General features: G+C 64.1%; 19 protein-coding genes and 1 riboswitch. Of the genes, 9 read left to right on the top strand and 10 right to left on the bottom strand.

Translation table 11 applies throughout. The features are described from left to right. Positions 1 to 23: 23 nt before the first annotated feature. From AC07Y9_RS05410 to AC07Y9_RS05390, 5 genes are all read left to right on the top strand, one after another. Entirely contained in the window at positions 24 to 2,918 is a 2,895-nt protein-coding gene (locus AC07Y9_RS05410; protein ID WP_102690456.1) for a TonB-dependent receptor, read from the top strand. 272 nt (positions 2,919 to 3,190) lie between these two features. After that, complete coding sequence (locus AC07Y9_RS05405; protein ID WP_102679524.1) at positions 3,191 to 5,044, top strand: extracellular solute-binding protein; 1,854 nt, start codon at positions 3,191 to 3,193, stop codon at positions 5,042 to 5,044. Beyond that, positions 5,031 to 6,095 carry a microcin C ABC transporter permease YejB gene (locus AC07Y9_RS05400; RefSeq protein WP_087091530.1) on the top strand — a complete coding sequence of 355 codons (1,065 nt, stop codon included), beginning with the start codon at positions 5,031 to 5,033 and terminating at the stop codon, positions 6,093 to 6,095. The genes AC07Y9_RS05405 and AC07Y9_RS05400 overlap by 14 nt, the downstream gene beginning before the upstream one ends. Beyond that, the gene (locus tag AC07Y9_RS05395) at positions 6,095 to 7,117 is read left to right on the top strand and encodes an ABC transporter permease (RefSeq protein ID WP_102679525.1); all 1,023 of its coding nucleotides are present in this window, start codon (positions 6,095 to 6,097) and stop codon (positions 7,115 to 7,117) included. Before AC07Y9_RS05400 ends, AC07Y9_RS05395 begins: the two co-directional genes overlap by 1 nt. 1 nt (position 7,118) lies before the next feature. Beyond that, the gene (locus AC07Y9_RS05390) at positions 7,119 to 8,741 is read left to right on the top strand and encodes an ABC transporter ATP-binding protein (protein WP_102679526.1); all 1,623 of its coding nucleotides are present in this window, start codon (positions 7,119 to 7,121) and stop codon (positions 8,739 to 8,741) included. Positions 8,742 to 8,822: 81 nt separating this feature from the next. Here AC07Y9_RS05390 and AC07Y9_RS05385 read toward each other — a convergent pair whose 3' ends face one another. Both AC07Y9_RS05385 and AC07Y9_RS05380 read right to left on the bottom strand, forming a co-directional pair. After that, positions 8,823 to 9,137 (bottom strand): SCP2 sterol-binding domain-containing protein, encoded by a 315-nt coding sequence (locus tag AC07Y9_RS05385; RefSeq protein ID WP_007921837.1) that lies wholly within the window; start codon positions 9,135 to 9,137, stop codon positions 8,823 to 8,825. Positions 9,138 to 9,187: 50 nt separating this feature from the next. Continuing rightward, the gene (locus AC07Y9_RS05380; protein ID WP_102679527.1) at positions 9,188 to 9,898 is read right to left on the bottom strand and encodes a histidine phosphatase family protein; all 711 of its coding nucleotides are present in this window, start codon (positions 9,896 to 9,898) and stop codon (positions 9,188 to 9,190) included. Positions 9,899 to 10,102: 204 nt separating this feature from the next. Here AC07Y9_RS05380 and sohB point away from each other — a divergent pair, with 204 nt between their 5' ends. Continuing rightward, a complete protein-coding gene (sohB, locus tag AC07Y9_RS05375; RefSeq protein WP_102679528.1) occupies positions 10,103 to 11,125 on the top strand; it encodes a protease SohB in 1,023 nt (340 codons plus the stop codon). Positions 11,126 to 11,288: 163 nt separating this feature from the next. Here the strand turns inward: sohB and AC07Y9_RS05370 are convergent, their stop codons facing one another. Further along, positions 11,289 to 11,783, bottom strand: a complete 495-nt coding sequence (locus AC07Y9_RS05370) for a DUF934 domain-containing protein (RefSeq protein ID WP_102679529.1) — start codon at positions 11,781 to 11,783, stop codon at positions 11,289 to 11,291. After that, a complete protein-coding gene (locus AC07Y9_RS05365; RefSeq protein WP_102679530.1) occupies positions 11,767 to 13,425 on the bottom strand; it encodes a nitrite/sulfite reductase in 1,659 nt (552 codons plus the stop codon). Before AC07Y9_RS05365 ends, AC07Y9_RS05370 begins: the two co-directional genes overlap by 17 nt. Positions 13,426 to 13,922: 497 nt before the next feature. Here AC07Y9_RS05365 and AC07Y9_RS05360 point away from each other — a divergent pair, with 497 nt between their 5' ends. Next, positions 13,923 to 15,020, top strand: coding sequence for an ABC transporter substrate-binding protein (locus AC07Y9_RS05360; protein ID WP_102679531.1), 1,098 nt, complete (start codon positions 13,923 to 13,925; stop codon positions 15,018 to 15,020). A gap of 7 nt (positions 15,021 to 15,027) precedes the next feature. Here AC07Y9_RS05360 and AC07Y9_RS05355 read toward each other — a convergent pair whose 3' ends face one another. Next, the gene (locus AC07Y9_RS05355) at positions 15,028 to 15,246 is read right to left on the bottom strand and encodes a DUF2970 domain-containing protein (RefSeq protein WP_102679532.1); all 219 of its coding nucleotides are present in this window, start codon (positions 15,244 to 15,246) and stop codon (positions 15,028 to 15,030) included. A 173-nt stretch (positions 15,247 to 15,419) separates the two neighbouring features. Continuing rightward, positions 15,420 to 19,130 (bottom strand): methionine synthase, encoded by a 3,711-nt coding sequence (metH, locus tag AC07Y9_RS05350; protein WP_102679533.1) that lies wholly within the window; start codon positions 19,128 to 19,130, stop codon positions 15,420 to 15,422. Between the two features lie 156 nt (positions 19,131 to 19,286). Here metH and AC07Y9_RS05345 point away from each other — a divergent pair, with 156 nt between their 5' ends. Together AC07Y9_RS05345 and nfuA are read left to right on the top strand one after the other, a co-directional pair. Continuing rightward, positions 19,287 to 21,578 carry a fatty acid cis/trans isomerase gene (locus AC07Y9_RS05345; RefSeq protein WP_102679534.1) on the top strand — a complete coding sequence of 764 codons (2,292 nt, stop codon included), beginning with the start codon at positions 19,287 to 19,289 and terminating at the stop codon, positions 21,576 to 21,578. Between the two features lie 202 nt (positions 21,579 to 21,780). Continuing rightward, positions 21,781 to 22,365 (top strand): Fe-S biogenesis protein NfuA, encoded by a 585-nt coding sequence (gene nfuA, locus AC07Y9_RS05340; protein WP_007921862.1) that lies wholly within the window; start codon positions 21,781 to 21,783, stop codon positions 22,363 to 22,365. Between the two features lie 159 nt (positions 22,366 to 22,524). Here nfuA and cobM read toward each other — a convergent pair whose 3' ends face one another. The 4 genes from cobM to AC07Y9_RS05320 all read right to left on the bottom strand — a co-directional run bounded on the left by cobM (position 22,525) and on the right by AC07Y9_RS05320 (position 24,670). Further along, positions 22,525 to 23,271, bottom strand: a complete 747-nt coding sequence (gene cobM, locus AC07Y9_RS05335) for a precorrin-4 C(11)-methyltransferase (protein ID WP_102679535.1) — start codon at positions 23,269 to 23,271, stop codon at positions 22,525 to 22,527. An 81-nt stretch (positions 23,272 to 23,352) separates the two neighbouring features. Beyond that, positions 23,353 to 23,766, bottom strand: coding sequence for a cobalamin biosynthesis protein (locus tag AC07Y9_RS05330; protein ID WP_087091521.1), 414 nt, complete (start codon positions 23,764 to 23,766; stop codon positions 23,353 to 23,355). Continuing rightward, positions 23,763 to 24,470 carry a CbtA family protein gene (locus AC07Y9_RS05325; protein ID WP_102679536.1) on the bottom strand — a complete coding sequence of 236 codons (708 nt, stop codon included), beginning with the start codon at positions 24,468 to 24,470 and terminating at the stop codon, positions 23,763 to 23,765. Before AC07Y9_RS05325 ends, AC07Y9_RS05330 begins: the two co-directional genes overlap by 4 nt. A gap of 11 nt (positions 24,471 to 24,481) precedes the next feature. Next, positions 24,482 to 24,670, bottom strand: a complete 189-nt coding sequence (locus tag AC07Y9_RS05320) for a CbtB domain-containing protein (RefSeq protein ID WP_085534282.1) — start codon at positions 24,668 to 24,670, stop codon at positions 24,482 to 24,484. Positions 24,671 to 24,768: 98 nt separating this feature from the next. Continuing rightward, positions 24,769 to 24,990, bottom strand: a riboswitch (cobalamin riboswitch). Between the last annotated feature and the right edge of the window lie 84 nt (positions 24,991 to 25,074).

Here is a 25,074-nt window from a genome sequence, read left to right as displayed (position 1 = left end):
ACCTAATGCAGGGATGGTTGTCCATGAGTCTGTTCGTACCCCGTAGATCCCCTTTGAGCCTGGCCTTGCTGGCGGCGCTGAATGTATTGCCGGCCTGGGCCGCGACCACCCCGTTCAACCTGCCCGCGGGGCCGCTGGACCAGACCCTGCTGCAGATTTCCCGGCAGACCGGCCTGCCGATTTCCTTCGAGCAGAAGCTGGTGAGCGGCCGTTATGCGCCGGCGATCCAGGGCCAGCTCGACCAGCACCAGGCGCTGACCCTGGCCTTGCAGGACAGCGGCCTGAAGGAGCAGCAGGACACCCAGGGCGTGACCCTCGTGGCGGACACCGGCACTGCCAGCACCGCCCCGGCATTTGCTGAGCCCACCACCCAGTTGCAGCGGGTGGAAGTGACCGGCACCGCGATCCGCCGGGTCGATGCCGAGACCGCGGTGCCGGTCACCGTGCTGCGGGTCGAGAAGCTGCGCGAGCAGGGCGTGACCACCACCGAAGAGCTGATCAACCGGATTTCCGCCAACCAGTCCTCGGTCGGTTCCGGGCGCTCGGTGGGCTCCAGCAGTGGCGGGGCGGCCTATGCCGACCTGCGCGGCATAGGCCCGAACAAGACCCTGGTGCTGCTCAACGGCCGGCGCCTGAGCAACAACGCGACCAATGCCATCAACGGCTCCGGGGTCGACCTCAACACCATTCCGTTTGCCGCCATCGACCGGGTCGAGGTGCTGCGCGACGGCGCGTCCGCGCTGTACGGCACCGACGCCATCGGCGGGGTGATCAACTTCATCACCAAGAAGAGCCTGACCCGTGGCCAGGTCAGTACCGGCTACGACACCCCGAGCCATTCCGGCGGTGGCCAGAGCAAGAACTTCAGCGGCAGCTGGGGCATCGGCGACCTGGAGGAAGACCGCTTCAACGTGTTCGGCGTGGTCAGCTACGACAAACAAGAGCGCCTGGCCGCCAAGGATCGCGGCTACACCCACAACTACCAGCCCGGTCGGGGCCTGGACTACACCTCCGGCACCGCTTCGCCGGCCAACTGGAGCCAGGGCGCCAATGCCACCAACCCGCTGGCCGGCTCCGGCTGCAACGCGCCGGGCTTGCTGTCGCGCAACGGCATCTGCCGCCAGAGCCTGTGGAGTTACCTGGACCTGGTGCCGGAAACCGAAAAGACCTCGGCCTTCGCCAAGGCCACCGGCAAGCTCAGCGACGATCACAACGTCAGCCTCGAATACTTCTGGGCGCGTAACGAGAACCGCACCCAGATCGGCCCCGGCACCCTGATGGGCAATCAGGTCAACCCGGGCACGGCCTTTTATCCGGGCAATGGCATCACCCCGGGGCCGAGCGGCTTTGCCCTCGACCCGACGCAACCGGTGGCGGCCAACTGGCGGGAAACCGATGTCGGCGCCCGCCGCCATGAAGACGACAACACCGGCCAGCGCCTGCTGCTGAGTTTCGATGGCAGCGCGGCGGGCTGGGACTACAACATCGGCGCCTCGTACAACCAGAACAAGGTGGTCAGTACCATCCGCAGCGGCTACGTGAACGATGTGGCGGTGTCTGAGGGCATCGCCAATGGCGTGATCAACCCCTTCGGCCCGCAGACCGCGGCAGGCAGCGCGTTGTTGGCGGCCAATACGGTGGACGGCGATTACGCCACGGCGGTCGGGCGGGTCAAGGCCATCGACGGGCGGGTCAGCCGCGAGATCGGCGACTGGTTCGGCTCCGGCCCCGCGGCCCTGGCCCTGGGCGGCGAGTACCGCAAGGAAGACTTCCACCAGGATTTCGCCCAGTTCGCCGGCAATGTGCAGAGCCTGGGCATCGACCCCAACGGCAGTGTGTCGGGCGACCGCAGCGTGCAGGCGCAGTACGCCGAACTCAACGTGCCGGTGCTCGACAGCCTGGAGCTGACGGCGGCGATCCGGCATGACAAATACAGCGACTTTGGCAGTACCACCAACCCCAAGTATTCGTTCCGCTTCCAGCCCTTCAAGGAGCTGGTGCTGCGCGGCGCCTACAGTGAAGGCTTCCGCGCGCCGTCGCTGTACGAGCTGTACAACCCGACCTTTACCACCTTCACCAACGCCAACTACAACGACCCGCGGCTATGCCCCGGCGGCACCCCGGCCAATGGCGGGATCGGCAACCGCGACTGCGCCCAGCAGTTCAACCGCAGCACCGGCGGCAACACCGAGCTGAAGCCGGAAACCGCGCGCAACGTGACATTCGGCTTCGTCTACCAACCGTTCGAGCGGCTCAATGCCGGGCTGGATTTCTGGTGGATCAAGGTCGCCAACCAGATCGCCGAGTTTCCCGAGTCGGCGCCGTTCGACAATCCCGACCTGTACGCCGACCGGCTGGTGCGCAAGGCCGACGGCTCCATCGATCATGTGGTCACGGGCATGGCCAACCTGGGCAAGCTCAAGACCAGCGGGGTCGATGTCAGCCTCGACTATCGCCTGCCAGCCACTGCCTGGGGCGAGTTCGGCCTGGGGCTGCAAGGCACCTACGTCACCCGCTACGACTACCAGCAACAGCTCAAGGGCGAATACATCGACAAGCTCGGGGATTTTCGCGGCGGCGACTTCGCCTCGGCCGGCGCGGTGGCGCGCTGGCGCCACAGCCTGACCGCGACCTGGAACCAGGGGCCGCTGGGCGCGACCCTGACCAACCGCTACACCAGCGGTTACCACGACTCCGACCGCGACAGCCATAACCGCGTCGGCTCCTACAACGTCTGGGACCTGGCCGGCACCTACACCTGGCGCCAGGCCCTGGGCGTGACCCTCGGGGTGAAGAACCTGTTCGACCGCGAGCCGCCGTTCAGCAACCAGACCTACACCTTCCAGAGCGGCTACGACCCACGCTACTCGGACCCGTTCGGACGGACCCTGTACACGCGGCTCAGTTACAACTTCTGATCCGTTCAGCAATAAAGGTCCGGATACTTTTTAGTAACCAAAGGTTCTAAAACCCGCTCTATAAAAATGCCCGATCAGTTGCACATGACAGGCAGGAGCGGGGTGTTTCGGGTGGAGAGATAAGGCTGGGAGTCGAGTGGCGGCTGGACGATCTTTCGCGAGCAAGCTCGCTCCTACAGAAGCGCACAGGTCCTCTGTAGGAGCGAGCTTGCTCGCGATGACGCTGGTACGAACGCCGTCATCCTGGCCCCTGTTCAAAGAGGCATCATTCCATGCTGTTGCAACGCGCTGTGCTGTTCTGGCTCTGCCTGCTGCCGAGCCCCGTGCTGCTGGCCGCCGTGCAACCGTCGCTGACGGTCTACGGCGAAGCCCCGAAATACCCCGCCGGTTTCCAGCACTTCGACTACGTCAACCCGGACGCGCCCAAGGGCGGCAGCCTGCGCCGTTCCTCCCTGGAAAGCGGGCCTTTCGACCATCTGCTTCCCTACATCGACAAAGGCACTGGCGTGGCCGATATCGACGGCTGGCTGTACGCGCCGCTGGCCTATCGCTCCAAGGATGAGCCCTACACCGTGTACGGCCTGGTGGCCGAAGGCCTGGAGCTGGCCGCGGACCGTTCCTGGCTGCGCTTTTACCTCAACCCGCGGGCGCGCTTCGACGATGGCAGCCCGATCACCGCTGAGGACGTGCGCTACACCTTCGAGCTGTTGATGACCCAGGGCAGCTTCGTCTACCGCCAGCAGTTCGCCGATGTCGCCGAGGTGCAGGTGGAGTCGCCGACCCGGGTGCGTTTTGTGTTCAAGAACACTGAGAGCCGGACCTTGCCCCTGGACCTGGCATCGCTGCCGGTGTTGCCCGAGCACTGGTGGCGCGGCCGCAATTTCGCCGACGGTGGCGGCTTCGAAGCGCCGCTGGGCAGCGGGCCATACCGGGTGAGCGCGGTGGACGCCGGGCGCAGCGTTGACTTCGAGCGGGTCAAGGACTGGTGGGGGCAGGACCTGCCGGTGGTCCGCGGGCGCTACAACTTCGACCGGCTGCGGGTGGAGTTCTTCGCCGACACCGATGTGTCGCGGCAGATCCTCAAGGCCGGCGGCTACGACTACAACCGCGAGTTCTCCGCCACCGGCTACACCATCGGTTATGCCGGCACCGCGCTGGAGCAGGGGCGGCTGGTGCGCGAACACCTGGCGCCGGGTTCGGCCCTGGGCGCCCAGGGCTTTATTTTCAACTTGCAGAAACCGCAGTTCCGGGACCGCCGGGTGCGCCAGGCGATCGCCATGCTCTGGGACTTCGAGTGGAGCAACCGGCAGATGATGCGCAGCCTGTATCTGCGCCAGCAGAGCTTCTTTTCCCACAGCGAACTGGCGGCAGCGGCGCTGCCGGACGCGCAAGAATTGAAGATCCTCGAATCCTGGCGCGGGCAGGTCCCGGACGAGGTCTTTACCCAGGTGTTCCAGGCGCCGCGCACCGACGGCAGCGGGATCATCCGCCCGCAGCAGTTGCAGGCCCTGAAGCTGCTGGAACAGGCGGGCTGGAAACCCCAGGGCGATCAGTTGCGCAACGCCGCCGGCGAGCCCCTGCATTTCACCTTTCTCAACGGCCAGAAAGGCCTGGAGCGTTTGCTGCTGCCGTTCAAGCGCAACCTGGCGCAGATCGGCATCGGCTTCGATATCCGCCAGGTTGACACCGCGCAATACACCAACCGCGTGCGCAGCCGCGACTACGACATGATCATCGCCGCCTACCCGGTGTCCCAGGCGCCGGGGCGCGAGCTGTTCAACTACTTCGGTTCGGTGAGCGCCGACGACCCGGGCTCGAACAACTACATGGCGCTGCGCGATCCGGCGGTGGACGGGCTGATCAATGCCCTGGTGCAGGCCGACAGCCGCGCCAGCATGCTGGCCCACGCCCGGGCGCTGGACCGGGTGTTGCAGTGGGGCTACTACTGGATTCCCAACTACTACCCGCCGGGCATTTCCTCGGTGTGGTGGAACCGCTTTGGCCGGCCGGCCATTGCCCCCCTGTACGACGCCGGGCTCGACACCTGGTGGGAGGTCAGCGCCGAGGCACTGACCCTGAGCCAGATGCGCCAACGTAGCGGGGAGGCGGTCCATGCTGGCTTATAGCGCGCGGCGCCTGCTGCTGATCGTGCCCACCTTGCTGTGCATCCTGCTGGTGAACTTCGTCATCGTCCAGGCGGCGCCCGGCGGCCCGGTGGAGCAGGCCATCGCCCGCCTGCAAGGCATTGGCGGCGCCGCGGCGGTGGGCGGCGGGCATGTCGAGACGGTGGGCGGCGAGTCCCGCGCCACCCGTGGCCTGGACCCCAAGCTGCTGGCCGATATCGAGCGCCAGTACGGCTTCGACAAACCTGCCGGAGAGCGTTTGTGGCTGATGCTCAAGCACTATGCGCGGCTGGATTTCGGCGACAGTTTCTTTCGTGGCGCCAAGGTCACCGAGCTGATCGCACAGAAGCTGCCGGTGACCTTGTCGCTGGGCCTGTGGGCGACGCTGATCACCTACCTGGTGTCGATCCCGCTGGGGATTCGCAAGGCCATTCATGACGGCTCGGCCTTCGATGTCTGGAGCAGCGCGGCGATCGTCATCGGTTATGCGATGCCGGGGTTCCTGTTCGCCCTGCTGCTGATCGTGGTGTTCGGCGGCGGCACCTTGCTCGACTGGTTCCCGGTGCGGGGGCTGGTGTCGGAGAACTTCGCCCAGCTCTCGGCTTGGGGCAAGGTCGTCGATTATTTCTGGCACCTGGTGCTGCCGGTCAGCGCCCTGGTGATCGGTGGTTTCGCCACCTTGACCCTGCTGACCAAGAACAGCTTTCTCAACGAGATTTCCCGCCTGTATGTGGTCACCGCCCGGGCCAAGGGCCTGAGCGAACGGCAGGTGCTGTACGGCCATGTGTTTCGCAACGCCATGCTGCTGGTGGTCGCCGGCTTGCCCCAGGCCCTGGTCAATGTGTTCTTCGGCGGCTCGCTGCTGATCGAGGTGATCTTCTCCCTCGACGGCCTCGGGCGCCTGAGCTACGACGCCGCGGTGTCGCGGGATTACCCGGTGGTGTTCGGCTCGCTGTTCATCTTCACCCTGTTCGGTCTGCTGATAAAACTGCTCGGCGACCTGTGCTACACCCTGGTCGATCCGCGCATCGACTTCAGTGCAAGGAGCGCCTGATGTTGACCTTGTCTCCCATAGGCCAGCGGCGCTGGCAGCGCTTCAAGTCCCACCGGCGCGGCTGGTGGTCGTTGTGGCTGTTCGTCGCGCTGTTCGCTTTGACCCTCGGCGGTGAGCTGATCGCCAACGACAAGCCTTTGCTGGTGGCTTACCAGGGCCAGTGGTATTTCCCGGCGTTCAAGCGTTACACCGAGCAGCAGTTCGGCGGCGAGCTGCCGTTCCAGCCGGATTACCGCAGCGCTTCGGTGCGCCAGTTGATCGAAGGGCAGGGCGGCTGGTTGCTGTTCGCGCCGATTCCTTTCGCTTTCGACACGGTCAACTACGACCTCACGGAACCGGCGCCCAGTCCGCCCTCGGCGCAGAACTGGCTGGGCACCGACGACCAGGCCCGGGACGTGCTGGCGCGGGTGATCTTCGGCACCCGGGTGTCGCTGCTGTTCGCCCTGGCGCTGACCGCCGCCAGCACGCTGATCGGCATCGCCGCCGGCGCCCTGCAGGGCTATTACGGCGGCTGGATCGACCTGTTGGGGCAGCGCCTGCAGGAGGTCTGGTCGGGGCTGCCGGTGCTGTATCTGCTGATCATTCTCTCGGGGTTCGTCGAGCCGGGTTTCTGGTGGCTGCTGGGGATCATGGTGCTGTTTTCCTGGCTGGCCCTGGTGGATGTGGTGCGCGCCGAGTTCCTGCGCAGCCGCGGCCTGGAGTACGTCAAGGCGGCGCGGGCCCTGGGTGTCGGCGATACCCAGGTGATGCTGCGGCACATCCTGCCCAACGCCATGAGCGCCACCCTGACGTACCTGCCGTTCATCCTCACCGGGGCCATCGCCACCCTGTCGGCCCTGGATTTCCTGGGTTTCGGCATGCCCGCCGGCAGCGCGTCCCTGGGCGAGTTGATCGGCCAGGGCAAAAGCAATCTGCAGGCGCCCTGGTTGGGGCTGACGGCGTTTTTCGCCCTGGCGCTGATTCTGTCGTTGCTGGTGTTTATCGGCGAAGCCTGCCGCGACGCCTTCGATCCGAGGCATTGAGATGAGTGAACGACTGATTGAACTGCGCGGCCTGCGGGTGGCGTTCAAGGCCACTGAGGTGGTGCATGGCATCGACCTGGAGATCCGCCGCGGCGAATGCCTGGCGCTGGTGGGCGAATCCGGCTCCGGCAAGTCGGTGACGGCCCACAGCCTCCTGCAATTGCTCGACCCGGGCAGCACGCGCATCGCGGGCAGCATCCGTTATCGCGGCGAAGAGTTGCTCGGCGCCAGCCCGGCGCGCTTGTGCCAGCTGCGCGGCAACCGTATCGCGATGATCTTCCAGGAGCCCATGAGCTCGCTGAACCCCCTGCATAGCCTGGAGCGACAGCTGGGGGAAACCCTGCGCCTGCACAAAGGCATGGCCGGCAGCCAGGCCCGCGAACGGATCCTGGAACTGCTGCGTCTGGTGGGCATCCAGCAGCCGGAGCAGCGCTTGCAGGCCTATCCCCATCAGCTCTCCGGCGGGCAACGCCAGCGGGTGATGATCGCCATGGCCCTGGCCTGCGAACCGGAGCTGCTGATCGCCGACGAGCCGACCACCGCCCTCGACGTGACGGTGCAGCGCAAGATCCTGCTACTGCTCAAGGACCTGCAGCAGCGCCTGGGCATGGCCTTGCTGCTGATCAGCCACGACCTCAACCTGGTGCGCAGCATCGCCCAGCGGGTGGCGGTGATGCGTGCCGGGGAGATAGTCGAAACGGCGGGCTGCGCGCAGCTGTTCGCCGATCCTCGGCATCCCTACAGCGTCCAGCTGCTGAATGCCGAGCCCGGCGGCCAGGCGCTGCGCCGCGGGCCCAGCGAGACCCTGCTGGCGGTGGACGGGCTGAAGGTCTGGTTCCGCCAGGGCGGTGGCTGGCTGCGGCCCAGGCGTTACCTGAAGGCGGTGAACGGCATCGACCTGCAACTGCAACGGGGCAAGACCCTGGGCATTGTCGGTGAATCCGGCTCGGGCAAGTCGACCCTGGGCCAGGCGATCCTGCGGCTGATCGAGTCCGAAGGCCGCATCCGCTTCAAGGGGCAGGACCTGCACAGCCTCGACGGCAAGCAACTGCGGCCGTTGCGTCGGCAACTGCAAGTGGTGTTCCAGGACCCCTTCGGCAGCCTCAGCCCGCGTCTCAGCGTGCAGCAGATCATTGCCGAAGGCTTGCTGGTGCATAGCGAGCTGAATGCGTGGCAACGCGAGCAGGCGGTGGTCGAAGCCTTGCAGGAGGTCGGCCTCGACCCGGCCAGCCGCCATCGCTATCCCCATGAATTCTCCGGCGGCCAGCGCCAGCGCATCGCCATTGCCCGCGCCCTGGTGCTCAAGCCGGAACTGATCCTGCTCGACGAACCGACTTCGGCCCTCGACCGCACGGTGCAGAAACAGGTGGTGGCGCTGCTACGCCGCTTGCAACAGGAGCATGGTCTGACCTACCTGTTCATCAGCCACGACCTGGCGGTGGTGCGGGCGCTGGCCCATGACCTGATCGTGATGAAGGATGGCGAAGTGGTGGAGCGCGGCGAGACCGAGCAACTGTTCGACACGGCGCGCCATCCCTATACCCGGGAGCTGCTGGCGGCGTCCTCGGTGATGGCGGCTCCCGTCACTGGCTTGCCGCTGGCCGAGCCCCTTGGCGCCGACTGAAAGCGCGGGCCTGAAACGACGAATCCCGCCGGAAGGCGGGATTCGTGGGCAAGACAAGGGCTTCCCTGGGGAAGCGCTTACTTAGGCCGGGAACAGTTCGCTCAGCTTCATCGCCAGCATCATGTCGCCTTCGGCGCGCAGTTTGCCGCCCATGAAGGCCTGCATGCCGTCGGTTTCGCCGCTGACGATGCCTTGCAGGGTTTCGCCGTCCATTACCAGCGTGACCTGGGCGTCCGGGTTCTCGCCTTCCTTGAGCTCGCAAGTGCTGTCTTTGACGATCAGCGAGAAGTTCTTGGTGTCATCGATACGGAAACCGAAAACCAGGTCCAGGCCGGCAGCGGCAGCTGGGTTGAACTTGGCTTTCATGGCTTGTACGGCGTCGGCTACGGAGGTCATGGTTCGATCCTTTTATGGGTTGTTACAGCAAGGGTCACAGTGATCCGGACTCAGCGGAAAGTGATGAGTTCCGGGGCCTTCAGCAGTTGCAGGTGGGCATGGCTGTTGAAGGAAGCCAGGGCAACCTCGCGACCGCGAAACTTCAGCTGGTTGAGCGAGGTATTGACGATTTGCCAATTCAGTTCGAAGGCCTGGGCGGCAGGCATCCGGGTAATCAGGTGGAGCAGGGCGGTGATGGTGCCGCCGGAGGTGAACACGGCGATTTTCTGGGTGTTGTCGGCTTGGTCCAGAATACGTTGCAGGCCGGCCTGCACCCGTTCGACGAACCCCAGCCAGCTTTCCAGGCCCGGTGGATCGTAGGTACCGGCCAGCCAGCGGTCGATGATCAGGGCGAAGATGCGCTGGAATTCGGCGCGGTTCTGCGCGGCGTTGCGCAGGATGTCCAGGGCGTTGGGCTCCTCGGACAACATATCGGGCAGCAGGGCGCGGATCACCGCGTCGGCATCGAATTCGTTGAACGCCGAATCGGTTTCCAGGATCGGCGTGGGCAGGCCTGCGGCGCTGAACTGCTGCAGGGCGGAATTGGCGGTGTGTTGCTGGCGGCGCAGGTCGCCCGCCAGGCAGCGATCGAAGTTCACCCCCAGTTCGACCAAGTGTTGACCGAGCACTTCGGCCTGGCGCACACCCGTGGTCGACAGGACGTCGTAGTCGTCCGCACCGAAGGAGGCCTGGCCATGTCGAATCAGATAGATGCTACCCACGTCCGCGTCATCCCGGTACGTTGAAAGTTTTGCGAGGTTATGAGGATGCCGGTGAGCTGTCAATGAAAAAACATACGCTTGTTTGAAATGCCCGTTAGAGCACGGTAACAGGAGGTTTCGCGACTGGTCGACGCCTGGCTGCGCCGGTATGCTGGAGCCATTCCGCCACGTGTTGGCAGTGATGCACGTCTTTAAGGAGTCCCTGTGGAGTTTCTCTCCGAGTACGCCAGTTTCCTGGCCAAAACCGTCACCCTGGTCATCGCCATCCTGGTGGTGCTGATCACCGCTGCCTCGCTGCGCAGCAAAGGCCGGCGCAAGGGTGCCGGGCAGCTGCATGTGAGCAAGCTCAACGATTTCTACAAGGGGCTGCGCGAGCGTCTGGAGCAGAGCCTGCTCGACAAGGACCAGCTCAAGGCACTGCGCAAGTCCGAGGCCAAGGCCGAGAAAAAACACAAGAAGCAGCACGAGGAAAAACCGCGGGTGTTCGTGCTGGATTTCAGCGGCGATATCAAGGCCTCGGCCACCGAGGGGCTGCGCCACGAAATCACCGCGCTGCTGAGCCTGGCCACGCCCAAGGATGAAGTGGTGCTGCGCCTGGAAAGCGCCGGCGGCATGGTGCACAGCTATGGGCTGGCCTCGTCGCAACTGGCGCGGATTCGCCAGGCCGGCGTGCCGTTGACGGTGTGCATCGACAAGGTCGCGGCCAGCGGCGGCTACATGATGGCGTGCATTGGCGAGAAGATCATCAGCGCGCCGTTCGCCATCCTCGGCTCGATCGGCGTGGTGGCGCAACTGCCCAACGTCAACCGCCTGCTGAAAAAACACGACATCGACTTCGAAGTGCTGACTGCCGGTGAGTACAAGCGCACCCTGACCGTGTTTGGCGAAAACACCGAAAAGGGGCGGGAGAAATTCCAGGAAGACCTGGATGTCACCCATCAGTTGTTCAAGAACTTCGTCTCCCGTTATCGGCCGCAACTGGTCATCGACGAGGTGGCCACCGGTGAAGTCTGGCTGGGTGTCGCGGCGTTGGAAAAGCACCTGATCGACGAGCTGAAAACCAGCGACGAATACCTGGCCGAGCGCGCCAAGAGCGCCGAGCTGTTCCACCTGCATTACGCCGAGCGCAAGAGCCTGCAGGAGCGGGTAGGGCTGGCGGCCAGCGGTTCCATCGACCGTGTGCTGCTGACCTGGTGGAGTCGCCTGACCCAGCAGCGTTTCTGGTAAGGGGCACCACGGGAACGTGTTTCTTTTGTAGGAGCGAGGCTTGCCCGCGATCGCGGGCACCGCGTTAAAGATGCGGCATTTAAAAATGCCGCGTTTAAAGATGACAGACACAAAAAAGCCCTGAACCGGTTTCCCGGTCCAGGGCTTTTTGTTGGCGCGGGCCTTAGCGGCGACGGAACAGCGGCAGCGGTTCGTCGGTGGCGGCCTGGTAGGTCACGGAGAAGTCCTTGAGGCTTTCCAGGGCTTCGTACGGGTCCTTGTCGGCGCGCAGGGCGTAAGCGTCGAACCCGCAGCGGCGCAGGTAGAACAGCTGGTCGCGCAGCACATCGCCGATCGCTCGCAGCTCGCCCTTGAAGCCGTAGCGGTCACGCAGCAGGCGGGCGTTGGAGTAGTTGCGGCCGTCGGTGAAGGCCGGGAAGTTCAGGGCGATGACCTGGAAGTGCTGCACGTCACCGCCGATCTCTTCGGCTTCTTCATCGGCGTCCAGCCACACGCCCAGGCCGCCGTCGCGGGCCTTGAGGGCGTGAGCGTGCTCGCGCCACAGGGCCAGCGGCACGATCAGGTCGTCGCAGTTGGAAATGCCGTCGAGGGTCGCGTCCTTGGGCAGCAGGTGCCAGGTTTCGTCGATGACCTCGTTGTTCTTAATGATTCGCTGCATAGACGCGCTCCTTGAAGAGGTCGATGCCAATACGTTGGTAGGTGTCGATGAAGCGCTCGTCTTCGGTACGTTGTTCCACGTACACGTCGATCAGCTTCGAGATCACATCGGGCATGTCGTCCTGGGCGAAGGACGGGCCGAGGATCTTGCCCAGGCTGGCGTCGCGGCTGGCGCTGCCACCGAGGGAAACCTGATAGAACTCTTCGCCTTTCTTGTCCACCCCGAGGATGCCGATATGGCCCACGTGGTGGTGGCCGCAAGCGTTCATGCAACCGGAGATGTTCAGGTCCAGCTCGCCGATGTCGAACAGGTAGTCCAAGTCATCGAAACGGCGCTGGATGGACTCGGCGATCGGGATCGACTTGGCGTTGGCCAGGGAGCAGAAATCACCACCCGGGCAGCAGATGATGTCGGTCAGCAGGCCGATGTTCGGCGTGGCGAAACCTTGCTCGCGCAGCTCGCCCCACAGGGTGAACAGTTGGCTCTGCTCGACGTCGGCGAGAATCACGTTCTGCTCGTGGGAGGTGCGCAGCTGGCCGAAGCTGTAGCGGTCGGCCAGGTCGGCGATGCCGTCCAACTGCTTGTCGGTGACGTCGCCCGGGGCTACGCCCGTGGGTTTCAGCGACAGGGTCACGGCGACATAGCCCGGCTTCTTGTGGGCCAGGGTGTTGCGCGTGCGCCAGCGGGCGAAGCCCGGATATTGTTTGTCGAGCTCGGCCAGCTCGGCGTCCTGGTTGGCCAGGGCCTTGTAGTCCGGATCGACGAAGTGCTTGGCCACGCGATGCACTTCGGCTTCGGTCAGGGTGGTCTGGCCGCCGCGCAGGTGAGCCATTTCCGCTTCGACCTTCTCGGCGAACACCTCTGGAGTCAGGGCCTTGACCAGGATCTTGATCCGCGCCTTGTACTTGTTGTCACGCCGGCCGTAGCGGTTGTAGACCCGCAGGATGGCGTCGAGGTAGCTCAACAGGTCCTGCCACGGCAGGAACTCGTTGATGAAGGCGCCGACCACCGGGGTCCGGCCCAGGCCGCCACCGACCAGGACCCGGAAGCCCAGTTCGCCGGCGGCGTTGTGCACCGGCTCCAGGCCGATGTCGTGGACTTCGATGGCCGCGCGGTCTGAGGTCGAACCGTTGATGGCGATCTTGAACTTGCGCGGCAGGTAGGCGAATTCAGGGTGGAAGGTGGTCCACTGACGGACGATTTCACACCAGGGGCGCGGGTCGATCAGCTCATCGGCGGCGACGCCGGCGAACTGGTCGGTGGTGACGTTGCGCAGGCAGTTGCCGCTGGTCTGGATGGCGTGCATCTGCACGGTCGCCAGCTCGGCCAGGATGTCCGGGATGTCTTCCAGCGCCGGCCAGTTGAACTGCACGTTCTGCCGGGTACTGATGTGGGCGTAGCCCTTGTCGTAGTCGCGAGCGATCCTGGCCATCATCCGTGCTTGGCGCGAAGTCAGCTGGCCATAAGGCACCGCCACCCGCAGCATCGGGGCAAAACGTTGGATATAGAGGCCATTCTGCAGGCGCAGAGGGCGGAATTCTTCTTCGCTCAGCTCGCCTGCCAGATAGCGCCGGGTCTGATCACGGAACTGCTTGACGCGGTCCTCGATGATCCGCTGATCGTACTCGTCGTATACGTACATATAGATCCTGTTCTCAGGCTTATCAGGTGACGCAGAGGCGGATGTCACCCAAGAAATTCTGCGCGCACGGCCGCGCACTCCCAACGGAGCCGGGCGAAGATACCAGTTTGCAGTTATGCGCAAAAGTGATGTTTGAGTATATGCAAAGAACCAAAACGACTAACGGTATCCGGCCGGCTCAAACCCACATTTGTGGTGAGGGCAATCCTCGACTTAACTGTGCTCGAGTCTTTGTGCAGTCACCGATAAAACCGACAAGAGGCGATGCTATGAGCAATCCAACCAAGGCAAGGAAAAGCGACAGCGCTGTCGATGCTTGGGCCATTCTCTTTCTGATCATTCTGGTCGTGGGAACGGCGGTGTTCTGGGTCAGTCATCAATAGTTGCGGTCAAGCGATGAGCAGAGTCCGAATTGTCTGTGGGAAATGACGATTTGCCGACATAGGCCAGTATTTTGCCAGTTATACTGCGGGCAATATTCCGGGACTCTGGTCGCAATGTTCAAGGCGTTTGGTAAGTGTCTGCTGCTGGTGCTGCTTGTACTGAGTCCAACGTTCTGGGCCATGGCCCATGCCACCTCGGTCGTGTTTTTGAATCCGGGCCACTCCACTGAAACCTTCTGGGTCGGGTATTCCCAATTCATGCAGGCCGCGGCCAATGACCTCGGCCTGGATTTGCGCGTGCGTTATTCGCAGCGCGATTCGCAAACCACTATCCGCCAGGCCCGGGAAGCCCTGCAGGGCCCGGACCGGCCAGATTACCTGGTGGTGGTCAACGAGCAATATGTTGCGCCGGAGATCCTGCGCCTGTCCCAGGGCAGCGGGGTGAAGCTGTTCGTTGTCAACAACGCGCTGACCGCCGATCAGCAACGCTTGCTGGACGAGCACCAGAGCCGTTATCCCGACTGGATCGGCAGCATGATCGCCAACGACGAAGAAGCCGGCTACCTGATGCTCAAGGAGCTGATTCGCCGTCATGGCCCGCTCGCTCCCGGGCAGTACATCGACCTGCTGGCGTTCTCAGGCGTGAAGAACACTCCGGTGGCGCAATCACGCGAACAAGGCTTGAGGCGAGCATTGGCGGAGCATCCCGAGGTGCGCCTGCGGCAGCTGGTGTATGGCGAGTGGAATCGCCAGCGTGCCTTTGAGCAGGCCCAGCAGTTGCTCAAGCGCTATCCGCAGACGCAGTTGATCTGGTCGGCCAACGACGAGATGGCCCTGGGAGCGATGGAGGCGCTGGAGCAGCAAGGGCGGCGACCGGGCAAGGATGTGCTGTTCAGCGCCCTGAACAGCTCGCCGCAGGCCTTGCAGGCATTGATCGACGGACGCCTGACGGCGCTGATCGCCGGGCACTTCACCCTGGGGGGCTGGGCAATGGTGGTCCTCAACGACGATGCCCGGGGGCTGAAGCCTGCGACCCATGGCGGCCCGGACTGGCAACTGGGCGTGTTCCAGTTCCTGGACAAGGTCCAGGCGCAGCGTCTGCTGGAGTTGCAGGGGACACAGCAATACGGCGTGGACTTTCGCGGGCTGTCGGCCGAGGGCAAGCCGGCCGGCTACCGTTATCCCTTCTCGCTGGATCTGTTGCTGCGCTGACAGGCGTTCAAAGCCCCGTCAAATGCAGCACCAACTTGACGATACCGAACAGGGTCAAGGCGAACACCGCCGTGAACAGAATGCCCAGGATCACGAAATGGCTGGGTTTGCCGTGGGTGAAGTCGCGCTTGCGGTTCTTGCCGCTCTGCACGCCAAAGGCAGCAGCGGCGACGCTTTGCAGCATCTGCCAGAAGGTCGGCTGCTTGTCGTTGGTGGGGTCGTCCATAAATCCCTCGACACAAGTGGGTGTGGGGAAAGCATAGACAATATTCGCGTAGCTCCCGCCCATACACCCTGTAGGAGCGAGCTTGCTCGCGATCAAAACGTCAAGACAGCGCGATTCTTCAGATTCACCGCGTCATCGTTGACGTCTATCGCGAGCAAGCTCGCTCCTGCAATTTAGTTGTCGTAGCCCAGGTTCGGTGCCAGCCAGCGCTCGGTCACGGCCAGGTCCTGGCCTTTGCGCGCGCTGTAGCTGCTGACCTGGTCCTTGTCGATCTTGCCCACGGCGAAGTACTGCGCCTGCGGATGGGCGAAGTACCAGCCGCTGACCGCCGCCGCCGGGAACATGGCGAAGTGTTCGGTGAGGAACACGCCGCTGCGCCCGGCCTTGCCTTCGGATGCCTCGGGGTCGAGCAGGGCGAACAGGGTGCTCTTCTCGGTGTGGTCCGGGCAGGCCGGATAACCCGGGGCAGGGCGGATACCGCTGTACTGCTCCTTGATCAGCGCTTCGTTGTCCAGCTCTTCGTCCTTGGCATAACCCCAGTAGTTTTTACGCACTTGCTGGTGCAGCCACTCGGCGCAGGCCTCGGCCAGGCGATCGGCCAGGGCCTTGACCATGATCGAGTTGTAGTCGTCGCCCTTGTCCTGATAGGCCTTGGCCACTTCTTCGGCGCCGATGCCGGCGGTGGTGATGAAACCACCGACGTAGTCGGTCACGCCGCTGTCCTTGGGGGCGACGAAGTCGGCCAGGGAGAAGTTCGGCTTGCCGTCGGTCTTGATGATTTGCTGGCGCAGGTGGTGCAGCCTGGCCAAGGGCTGGCCGTCGGCGCCATAGACTTCCAGGTCGTCGTCCTGCACCTGGTTGGCCGGCCAGAAGCCGAACACCGCGCGGGCGCTGATCAGCTTCTCGTCGATCAGCTTGTCGAGCATTTCACGGGCGTCCTGGTACAACGCGGTGGCGGCTTCACCCACCACTTCGTCCTCAAGGATGCGCGGGAACTTGCCGGCCAAGTCCCAGGAGATGAAGAACGGCGTCCAGTCGATGTATTCGGCCAGGACCCGCAGGTCGATATTGTCCAGCACCTTGGCGCCGGTGAAGGTCGGCACGGTCGGCTGGTAGCTGCTCCAGTCGAACTGTGGCTTCTTGGCCACGGCCGCCGGGTAGCTCAGGCGCTCGGTGCGGGCGCTGCGGTTGGCGGTACGCTCGCGGACTTCCACGTACTCTTCGCGGGTGCGCTCGACGAAACCGGCCTTGAGTTCCTTGGACAGCAGCTGGGTGGCCACGCCCACGGCGCGCGAGGCGTCGGTGACGTAGACCACCGCGTCATTGCTGTACTTGGGCTCAATCTTCACCGCCGTGTGCGCCTTGGAGGTGGTGGCGCCACCGATCATCAGCGGCAGGTGGAAGTCCTGGCGCTGCATTTCCCGGGCGACGTGGACCATCTCGTCGAGCGACGGGGTGATCAGGCCGGACAGGCCGATGATGTCGCACTTCTGTTCCTTGGCCACCTGCAGGATCTTCTCCGCCGGCACCATCACACCGAGGTCAACGATGTCGTAGCCGTTACAGCCCAGGACCACGCCGACGATGTTCTTGCCGATGTCGTGCACGTCGCCCTTGACCGTGGCCATGAGGATCTTGCCCTTGGCTTGCGGCTTGTCGCCTTTTTCCAGCTCGATGAACGGGATCAGGTGGGCCACGGCCTGCTTCATCACCCGGGCGGACTTGACCACCTGGGGCAGGAACATTTTGCCGGCGCCGAACAGGTCGCCGACGATGTTCATGCCAGCCATCAGCGGGCCTTCGATCACTTCGATCGGGCGGGCGAAGGACAGCCGCGACTCTTCGGTGTCTTCGACGATATGGGTGGTGATGCCCTTGACCAGGGCGTGCTCCAGGCGCTTGTTGACGTCCCAGTTGCGCCATTCTTCGGTCTCGGCTTCCTTGACGCTGCCGTCGCCCTTGTACTTGTCGGCGATGGCGAGGAGGGCATCGGTGCCTTCCGGGGTGCGGTTGAGGATCACATCCTCGACGGCGTCGCGCAGCTCCTGCGGGATCTGGTCGTAGATCTCCAGCTGGCCGGCGTTGACGATACCCATGGTCAGGCCGTTGCGGATCGCATACAGCAGGAACACCGAGTGGATCGCCTCGCGCACCGGGTTGTTGCCACGGAAGGAGAACGACACGTTGGACACCCCGCCGGAGCTCAACGCATAGGGCAGCTCGTCGCGGATGTAGGCGCAGGCGTTGATGAAGTCCACCGCGTAGTTGTTGTGCTCCTCGATACCGGTGGCCACGGCGAAGATGTTCGGGTCGAAGATGATGTCTTCCGGCGGGAAGCCGACGTCGTTGACCAGGATGTCGTAGGAACGCTTGCAGATTTCCTTCTTGCGCGCCTCGGTGTCGGCCTGGCCGGCTTCGTCGAAGGCCATCACCACCACGGCGGCGCCGTAGCGCTTGCACAGCTTGGCGTGATGAATGAACTGCTCGACGCCTTCCTTCATGCTGATGGAGTTGACGATGCCCTTGCCCTGGATGCACTTGAGGCCGGCTTCGATCACTTCCCACTTGGAGGAGTCGATCATGATCGGCACGCGCGAGATATCCGGCTCGCCGGCGATCAGGTTGAGGAAGGTCACCATGGCCTTCTTCGAGTCCAGCATGCCTTCGTCCATGTTGATGTCGATCACCTGGGCGCCGGCCTCGACCTGCTGCAGGGCGACTTCCAGGGCTTCGGTGTAGTTCTCTTCACGGATCAGGCGGGCGAACTTGGCGGAACCGGTGATGTTGGTCCGCTCGCCAACGTTGACGAACAACGACTGGCGATCGATGGTGAACGGCTCCAGGCCCGACAGGCGGCAGGCCTTGGGGATGTCCGGGATCTGCCGCGGGGCATAGCCGGCGACGGCCTTGGCGATGGCCTCGATATGTCCAGGCGTGGTGCCGCAGCAGCCGCCGACGATGTTCAGGAAGCCGCTCTGGGCGAACTCTTCGATGACCTTGGCGGTTTGCGCCGGCAGTTCGTCGTACTCGCCGAATTCGTTGGGCAGGCCGGCGTTGGGGTGCGCGGAGACATGGGTGCTGGCCTTGTTCGACAGCTCTTCCAGGTAAGGGCGCAGTTCGCTGGCGCCGAGGGCGCAGTTGAGGCCGACGGAGATCGGCTTGGCGTGGGCCACGGAGTTCCAGAAGGCTTCGGTGGTCTGCCCGGACAGGGTGCGGCCCGAAGCGTCGGTGATGGTACCGGAGATCATGATCGGCAGTTCGAGGCCCAGCCCTTCGAACACGCCCTGCACGGCGAAGATCGCCGCCTTGGCGTTGAGGGTGTCGAAGATGGTCTCGATCAGGATCAGGTCGGCGCCGCCCTCGATCAGGCCCTTGGTGGCCTCGGTGTAGTTCTCCACCAGTTCGTCGAAGGTGACGTTGCGGTAGCCTGGGTTGTTGACGTCCGGCGACAGCGAGCAGGTGCGGCTGGTCGGGCCCAGTACGCCGGCGACGAAGCGCGGCTTGTCCGGGGTCTCCAGGGTCTTGGCGTCGGCCACCTTGCGCGCCAGGCGCGCGCCTTCGACGTTGAGCTCGTAGACCAGCGCTTCCATGCCGTAGTCGGCCATGGAAATCTGCGTGGCGTTGAAGGTGTTGGTCTCGAGGATGTCGGCGCCGGCATCCAGGTAGGCTTTCTCGATGCCGCCGATCACGTCCGGACGGGTCAGCACCAGCAGGTCGTTGTTGCCCTTGACGTCGCTCGGCCAGTCGGCGAAGCGTTTGCCACGGTAGTCCTGCTCCTCGAGCTTGTAGCTCTGGATCATGGTGCCCATGCCGCCGTCGAGAATCAGGATGCGCTCTTTGAGGGCTTGCTGAAGGGCTTGGAGGCGCGTGCTGCGATCGGACATGAAAGACTACCTGGAAGGGCCATTACGAAGGGCGAGGATCATAGCAAACCTGTGCGCTTTTAGAGCATGCGGCACTTTTGCATGAATATCGCTCATGTTGGTGGCCGTGCTGGCCCGGTAGAATCGCCGGATTTTCTTATGGATTGGACCAGGGATATGTCTTACCGCGTTGTCATCGGCAGTGTGCTGCTGCTTTTAAGTTCGCTCGCCAGCGCCCAGGGTCCCGTGCCAGCGATCTCCTACACCCGCGATATCCAGCCGATCTTCACCGAGAAGTGCGTGGCCTGCCACGCCTGCTACGACTCGGCGTGCCAGCTCAACCTGGGCAGCGGTGAGGGCGCGGCCCGCGGCGCCTCGAAGATCCCGGTGTACGACGGCGAGCGCAGCAAGGCGCAGACGCCGACCCGCTTGTTCTACGACGCTTCCGGCAAGCACGCCTGGCAGGGCATGGGCTTCTACTCGGTGCTCGACGCCCAGGGCAGCCAGGCGGCGCTGATGGCGCGCATGCTGGAACTGGGCCACAAGACGCCGTTGCAACCCAACGCCAAGCTGCCGGACAACATCGTCCTGGGCCTGAACCGCGAGAACATGTGCGCGCAACCGGCCGAATTCGACGGTTATGCCCGGGCCCATCCGCGCGAAGGCATGCCGCTGGCGGTGACCGGCCTGACCGATCAGCAATACCAGACCCTGCAACGCTGGTTGGCTTCCGGTGCGCCGATCGACGAGCAGGGCCTGGCGCCGAGCGCCAGGGAAGCGATGCAGGTGCTGCAGTGGGAAAACCTGCTCAATGCCCCGGGCGCCCGGGAAAGCCTGGTGGCCCGCTGGCTGTTCGAGCACTGGTTCCTCGCCCATATCTACTTCGAGGGCGGCGAGCCGGGGCATTTCTTTCAGTGGGTGCGTTCGCGCACGCCGAGCGGCCAGTCGATCGACCTGATCAACACCCGCCGGCCCAACGACGACCCGGGCACCCAGGTGTATTACCGCCTGTGGCCGGTGCAGGGGGTGATCGTGCACAAGACCCACATCACCTACCCGCTGAGCGCGGCGAAGATGGCGCGGATCAAGACCCTGTTCTACAGCGGCGACTATCAGGTCACCGCGCTGCCGGGTTATGGCCCGGGCCGCCGCGCCAACCCGTTCGAAACCTTCGAGGCGATTCCGGCCAAGGCCCGCTACCAGTTCATGCTGGATAACGCCGAGTACTTCGTGCGCACCTTTATCCGCGGCCCGGTGTGTCGCGGGCAGATCGCCACCGACGTGATCCGCGACAACTTCTGGGCGCTGTTCCAGGCCCCGGAACACGACCTCTATATCACCGACCCGGCCTACCGCGGCCAGGCCACGCCGCTGCTGGCCATGCCCGGGCAGAACGACGATGTCGGCAGCGTGCTGAGCCTGTGGCTGGCCTACCGCGACAAGCGCAACGAATACGAGGTCCTGCGTCGCGATTCCTACGCCGATGCGCCGCCGCCCAACTGGTCGACCCTGTGGGCAGGCAACGACAACGCGTTGCTGAGCATCTTCCGTCACTTCGACAGCGCCTCGGTGACCAAGGGCCTGATCGGCGAGGTGCCGCAGACGATGTGGCTGTTCGACTACCCGCTGCTGGAGCGCACCTATTACCAGTTAGCGGTCAACTTCGATGTGTTCGGCAATGTCTCGCACCAGGCGCAGACCCGGCTGTACTTCGACCTGATCCGCAACGGCGCCGAGCAGAATTTCCTGCGCCTGATGCCCGCCGGCACCCGCGAGGACTTCCTCGACGATTGGTACCAGAACAGCGGCAAGTTCAAGATGTGGCTGGACTACGAGTCCATCGACGACGACAAGGCCAGCGCCCTGGTGCTGGACGAAAAGGACCCGAAACGCGACTTCGCCAACCAGTTGCTGAACCGCTACGGCGACCTCAATGCGCGGCCCGATCCGATCAACCGTTGTGACGGCGCCTACTGCTCGCGGCCGAATATCGACCCGGCGCTGCAGAACGCCGAACAGGCCCTCAGCGGCCTGGTTTCGCGGCCGGCGGCCGGCATGCGGGTCATCGACCTGTTGCCGGAGGCCACCATGCTGCGCATCCAGGCGCCGAGCGGCAAGCGGGTGTTCTACAGCATGCTGCGCAACCGCGCCCACAGTAACGTAGCGTTCCTGCTGGGCGAGTCGCTGCGCTACCAGCCGGGCCTGGACACCCTGACCATCTATCCGGGCGTGCTCAGCAGCTACCCGAACTTCATGTTCAACATTCCCGCCGGGCAGGTGCCGGAGTTTGTGGCCGAGATGGAAAACGCCAAGGACGCCCACCGTTTCGAGAAAATCGTCGAGCGCTGGGGGATCCGTCGCAGCCATCCGCAGTTCTGGCAGTACTTCCATGACCAGACCCAGTACATCCTCGAGACCGATCCGAAAGAGGCGGGCGTACTGGACATGAACCGCTACGAGAACCTCTGAAGACACCAGGCCCTTGAAATTCCGGGCCGCAGCCCTCAGGTTGCGGCCCGACCCATCCCGGAAAAACCTTGTAAAAAACCCAGGCGTTGCGTCGACCACGCAGCGCGGGCCTATCGACCAAGGTCTATCCTGACAAAAATACTAGGACTTTGTCCGGCACGCCGATTGGCGTAAACTGCGCCCACGCCTGCGAGGAATTTCCATGACCGCTATTACCATTACCGACGCCGCCCACGATTATCTGGCTGATCTGCTCTCCAAGCAGAACACCCCGGGCATTGGCATCCGCATCTTTATCACCCAGCCAGGGACTCAGTACGCCGAGACCTGCATTGCCTATTGCAAGCCGGGTGAAGAAAAACCCGAAGACAAAGCCCTGGGGCTGAAGAGCTTCACCGCCTACATCGACGCCTTCAGCGAAGGTTTCCTCGATGACGCGGTGGTCGACTACGCCACGGACCGCATGGGCGGCCAGCTGACCATCAAGGCACCCAACGCCAAGGTGCCGATGGTCAACGCCGACAGCCCGGTCAACGAGCGCATCAACTACTACCTGCAAACCGAGATCAACCCGGGGCTGGCCAGCCACGGCGGCCAGGTCAGCCTGATCGATGTGGTCGAGGACGGCATTGCCGTGCTGCAGTTCGGCGGTGGTTGCCAAGGCTGTGGCCAGGCCGACGTGACCCTGAAGGAAGGCATCGAGCGCACCCTGCTCGAGCGCATTCCCGAGCTCAAGGGGGTACGTGACGTCACCGACCACACGCAGAAAGAAAACGCCTACTACTAAGTAAGGCGTTCGCTGCGAACATAAAAAACGGCGCCCCGTGAGCGCCGTTTTTTTATGCCCATTATTCCAGGTGTCTTGCGGTGCCTGGATCGCGAGCAAGCTCGCTCCTACAGGGGGGACACGATCAACTGTAGGAGCGAGCTTGCTCGCGATACACCCTCAAGGCCGATACAGGTGCGCATGCCCTGCGCGATACAACGACGACTCACTGAAACTGTCCGTGGCCAGCACCCGGCCCACCAGGATCAGCGCCGTGCGCCGAAAACCCTTGGCCTGGACCTTTTCGGTGATGTCCTCCAGGGTGCCCAGCACCCAGTCCTGGTCCGGCCAGGTCGCCCGGTGCACCACGGCAATCGGGCAGTCGGCGCCGTAGTGGGGCAGCAGCTCGGCGACAATCTTGTGCAGGTGGTTGACCCCCAGGTGAATCGCCATGGTGGTGCCGTGGGCGGCGAGGCTGGCGAATGCCTCGCCGGCGGGCATCGAGGTCTTGTCGGCATAACGGGTCAGGATCACGCTCTGGGCGACGTCCGGCAGAGTCAGTTCGGCCCCCAGCAAGGCCGCGCAGGCCGCGGTGGCCGTCACGCCGGGGATGATCTCGAAGGGGATGCCCAGCTCGCGCAGGCTGCGAATCTGCTCGCCGATGGCGCCGTACAGGCTCGGGTCGCCGGAATGTACCCGGGCCACGTCCTGGCCTTTGGCATGGGCGTCCTTGATCAGCTCGATGATCTGCTCCAGGTGCAGCTCGGCGCTGTTGACCAGCTGTTCGGCGCTATGCCCCTGGAGCACCGCTTCGGGCACCAGGGAGCCGGCGTAGATGATGACCGGGCAGCTGTGGATCAGCCGCTGGCCCTTGACGGTGATCAGTTCCGGGTCGCCGGGACCTGCGCCGATAAAAAAGACGGTCATGGCGTTCTCCTGTGAAAAAAGGGGCGAGGCAACCTCACAGATGAAGATTGCTCATGATCAGCGGCGGGGATTATCGAAGATTTACCCGGAGCAGGCCAAGGCGAGGGTCGCCTGGGCGTATTTCTGCCGCGGGACCAGCAGCCTTGCCGGGCTTCGGGCCAAGCGTTCGGCCAGGGCCAGGGCGGCACTTTCAGCGACGCCGTAGCAGCCGGTGCGTTCGTAGGCGATCTGCGAACGATGGCTGAGTTGCAGCACATAAGGCGTCAGCTGGGTACTGCTGAAACAGGTCAGGGGCAAGTCCAGTTGCGCGGCCAGGGCCAGCAGCCCGGGTTCCTCGCGTTTCAGGTCGATGCTGGCCAGGGCCTTGATCTGCCCGGGGTCGATGCGGTGGGTGCTCAGGGTCTGGTCGAGCAGGGCGCGCAAGGTCTCCACCGGGCAGCCCCGCTGGCAGCCCAGGCCGACCACCAGGGTCGGCGCTGTGCTGGCCTGCGTCATGCCGAGTACTGATCGTCGCTCTTGCGGCGGAACAGCCAGGCGCTGATCAGGCCCAGGGCCAGCCAGAACGCGGCGTTGGTCAGCTGCGAAGCGATCTTGAACTGCGCCTCCAACTCCTCCGGGGCGAGCATCGAATGCACTTGCGGCTGTGGCGCGCCGATGAGGTGCGGCACGGCGAGGATGGCCACGCCCAGCGCTTTCAGCAGCCAGTTCCGGGCGAAGACGATCAGGGCAATGCCGGCCGCGGTGGAAGCGGCGGTACTGACCCACCAGACCTGCCGTTGCGCCAGGTCCGCGGCGGCGGTGCCCGGCAGTTCGGGCGGCAGGCCGAGGGTCGGCGCCAGGCAGAAAGTCGCATAACCGGCCAGGCCCCAGAGCAAGCCCTGGGAAGTACGGTTCGGCGCGCGCAGGGTGTAGAGGCCGGCGAGCATCAGGGCGAAACCCACGGCGACTACCAGGTTGCCGCCGGTGGTGGACAGCACGCGCTGCCAGCCGTCTTCCGGTTCCCAGGCTTCGGCGTCGTGGCTGTGGGCGGCGGTGCCGGCGGCATGCTCATGCGCTTCTTCATGCTGGGCGGCCGGGGCCTTCTCGTAGGTTTCCGCCTCCAGGATCAGCGGTGCGACCCAGAAGCTTTGCAGCAGGGTCAGCAACAGGGCCGCCAGCAACCCGGTGAACCCCGCGGTTTGCGCGATACGCTTGATCATGTCGGCAGGTCTCAGTGGCAAGGGAAGGCGGCGCTGTGACGGGTATCGTGGGCGGCGTTGTGCACCGCTTCGATATGGGAGAAGCCGGCGAAATACACAAGGCACGCACCGAGGATCGAGGCGCCGATGGCGACGACCAGGCGTTGGCTCAGGGTGGCGGTACTGCTGCTGGAGTGGCTGGTGCTGCTGATGATCGACATGGCGCTTCCCTCTGGTGTGTCAGCGGGTGAATCGAGCGCAGCAAAACCCCGCGAGACGGGCTCGCGGGGAATTAACAGCGCCCGCCCACCGCGGGTTTGTTATGACTGTGCAGCGGGCCGGTCTCCGGGCTCGCGAGGGGCGGGGCTTGCGCCACGCCTGCAAGAATCGCCTTCCCATGCCGGACTGCTGGCACAGTGGATCTGATTCTTCGCTCGCTTACCGTTGCGGGGGCAGCACCGGACTGATCAAGGCTTTTGGCCTGTGACGCACCGGTTTCCCGTTTCACCCTGTGAAGGGCACCCGTAACAAGGTGTGTAGGAGAGCATGGGCGAGGGAGGGGCGTCAATTGGCAAGGGTTCTCGTTTTCGATCGCAATTGGCCTGTCCTCGCGCTGCATGAACAT

The sequence above is a fragment of the Pseudomonas sp. GW456-L12 genome (assembly GCF_059424045.1).
Note: the sequence above shows the minus strand (reverse complement) of the source record. Positions and strands in the feature narration are given on the sequence as shown.

Coding starts and splice junctions, on each gene's coding strand:
- AC07Y9_RS05405 (WP_102679524.1), top strand. CDS start 3,191: ATGCTGTTGCAACGCGCTGTGCTGTTCTGGCTCTGCCTGCTGCCGAGC.
- nfuA (WP_007921862.1), top strand. CDS start 21,781: ATGACCGCTATTACCATTACCGACGCCGCCCACGATTATCTGGCTGAT.
- AC07Y9_RS05400 (WP_087091530.1), top strand. CDS start 5,031: ATGCTGGCTTATAGCGCGCGGCGCCTGCTGCTGATCGTGCCCACCTTG.
- AC07Y9_RS05365 (WP_102679530.1), bottom strand. CDS start 13,425: ATGTACGTATACGACGAGTACGATCAGCGGATCATCGAGGACCGCGTC.
- AC07Y9_RS05345 (WP_102679534.1), top strand. CDS start 19,287: ATGTCTTACCGCGTTGTCATCGGCAGTGTGCTGCTGCTTTTAAGTTCG.
- AC07Y9_RS05360 (WP_102679531.1), top strand. CDS start 13,923: ATGTTCAAGGCGTTTGGTAAGTGTCTGCTGCTGGTGCTGCTTGTACTG.
- AC07Y9_RS05385 (WP_007921837.1), bottom strand. CDS start 9,137: ATGACCTCCGTAGCCGACGCCGTACAAGCCATGAAAGCCAAGTTCAAC.
- AC07Y9_RS05395 (WP_102679525.1), top strand. CDS start 6,095: ATGTTGACCTTGTCTCCCATAGGCCAGCGGCGCTGGCAGCGCTTCAAG.
- AC07Y9_RS05325 (WP_102679536.1), bottom strand. CDS start 24,470: ATGATCAAGCGTATCGCGCAAACCGCGGGGTTCACCGGGTTGCTGGCG.
- AC07Y9_RS05330 (WP_087091521.1), bottom strand. CDS start 23,766: ATGACGCAGGCCAGCACAGCGCCGACCCTGGTGGTCGGCCTGGGCTGC.
- AC07Y9_RS05370 (WP_102679529.1), bottom strand. CDS start 11,783: ATGCAGCGAATCATTAAGAACAACGAGGTCATCGACGAAACCTGGCAC.
- AC07Y9_RS05320 (WP_085534282.1), bottom strand. CDS start 24,670: ATGTCGATCATCAGCAGCACCAGCCACTCCAGCAGCAGTACCGCCACC.
- AC07Y9_RS05355 (WP_102679532.1), bottom strand. CDS start 15,246: ATGGACGACCCCACCAACGACAAGCAGCCGACCTTCTGGCAGATGCTG.
- AC07Y9_RS05410 (WP_102690456.1), top strand. CDS start 24: ATGAGTCTGTTCGTACCCCGTAGATCCCCTTTGAGCCTGGCCTTGCTG.
- metH (WP_102679533.1), bottom strand. CDS start 19,130: ATGTCCGATCGCAGCACGCGCCTCCAAGCCCTTCAGCAAGCCCTCAAA.
- AC07Y9_RS05390 (WP_102679526.1), top strand. CDS start 7,119: ATGAGTGAACGACTGATTGAACTGCGCGGCCTGCGGGTGGCGTTCAAG.
- cobM (WP_102679535.1), bottom strand. CDS start 23,271: ATGACCGTCTTTTTTATCGGCGCAGGTCCCGGCGACCCGGAACTGATC.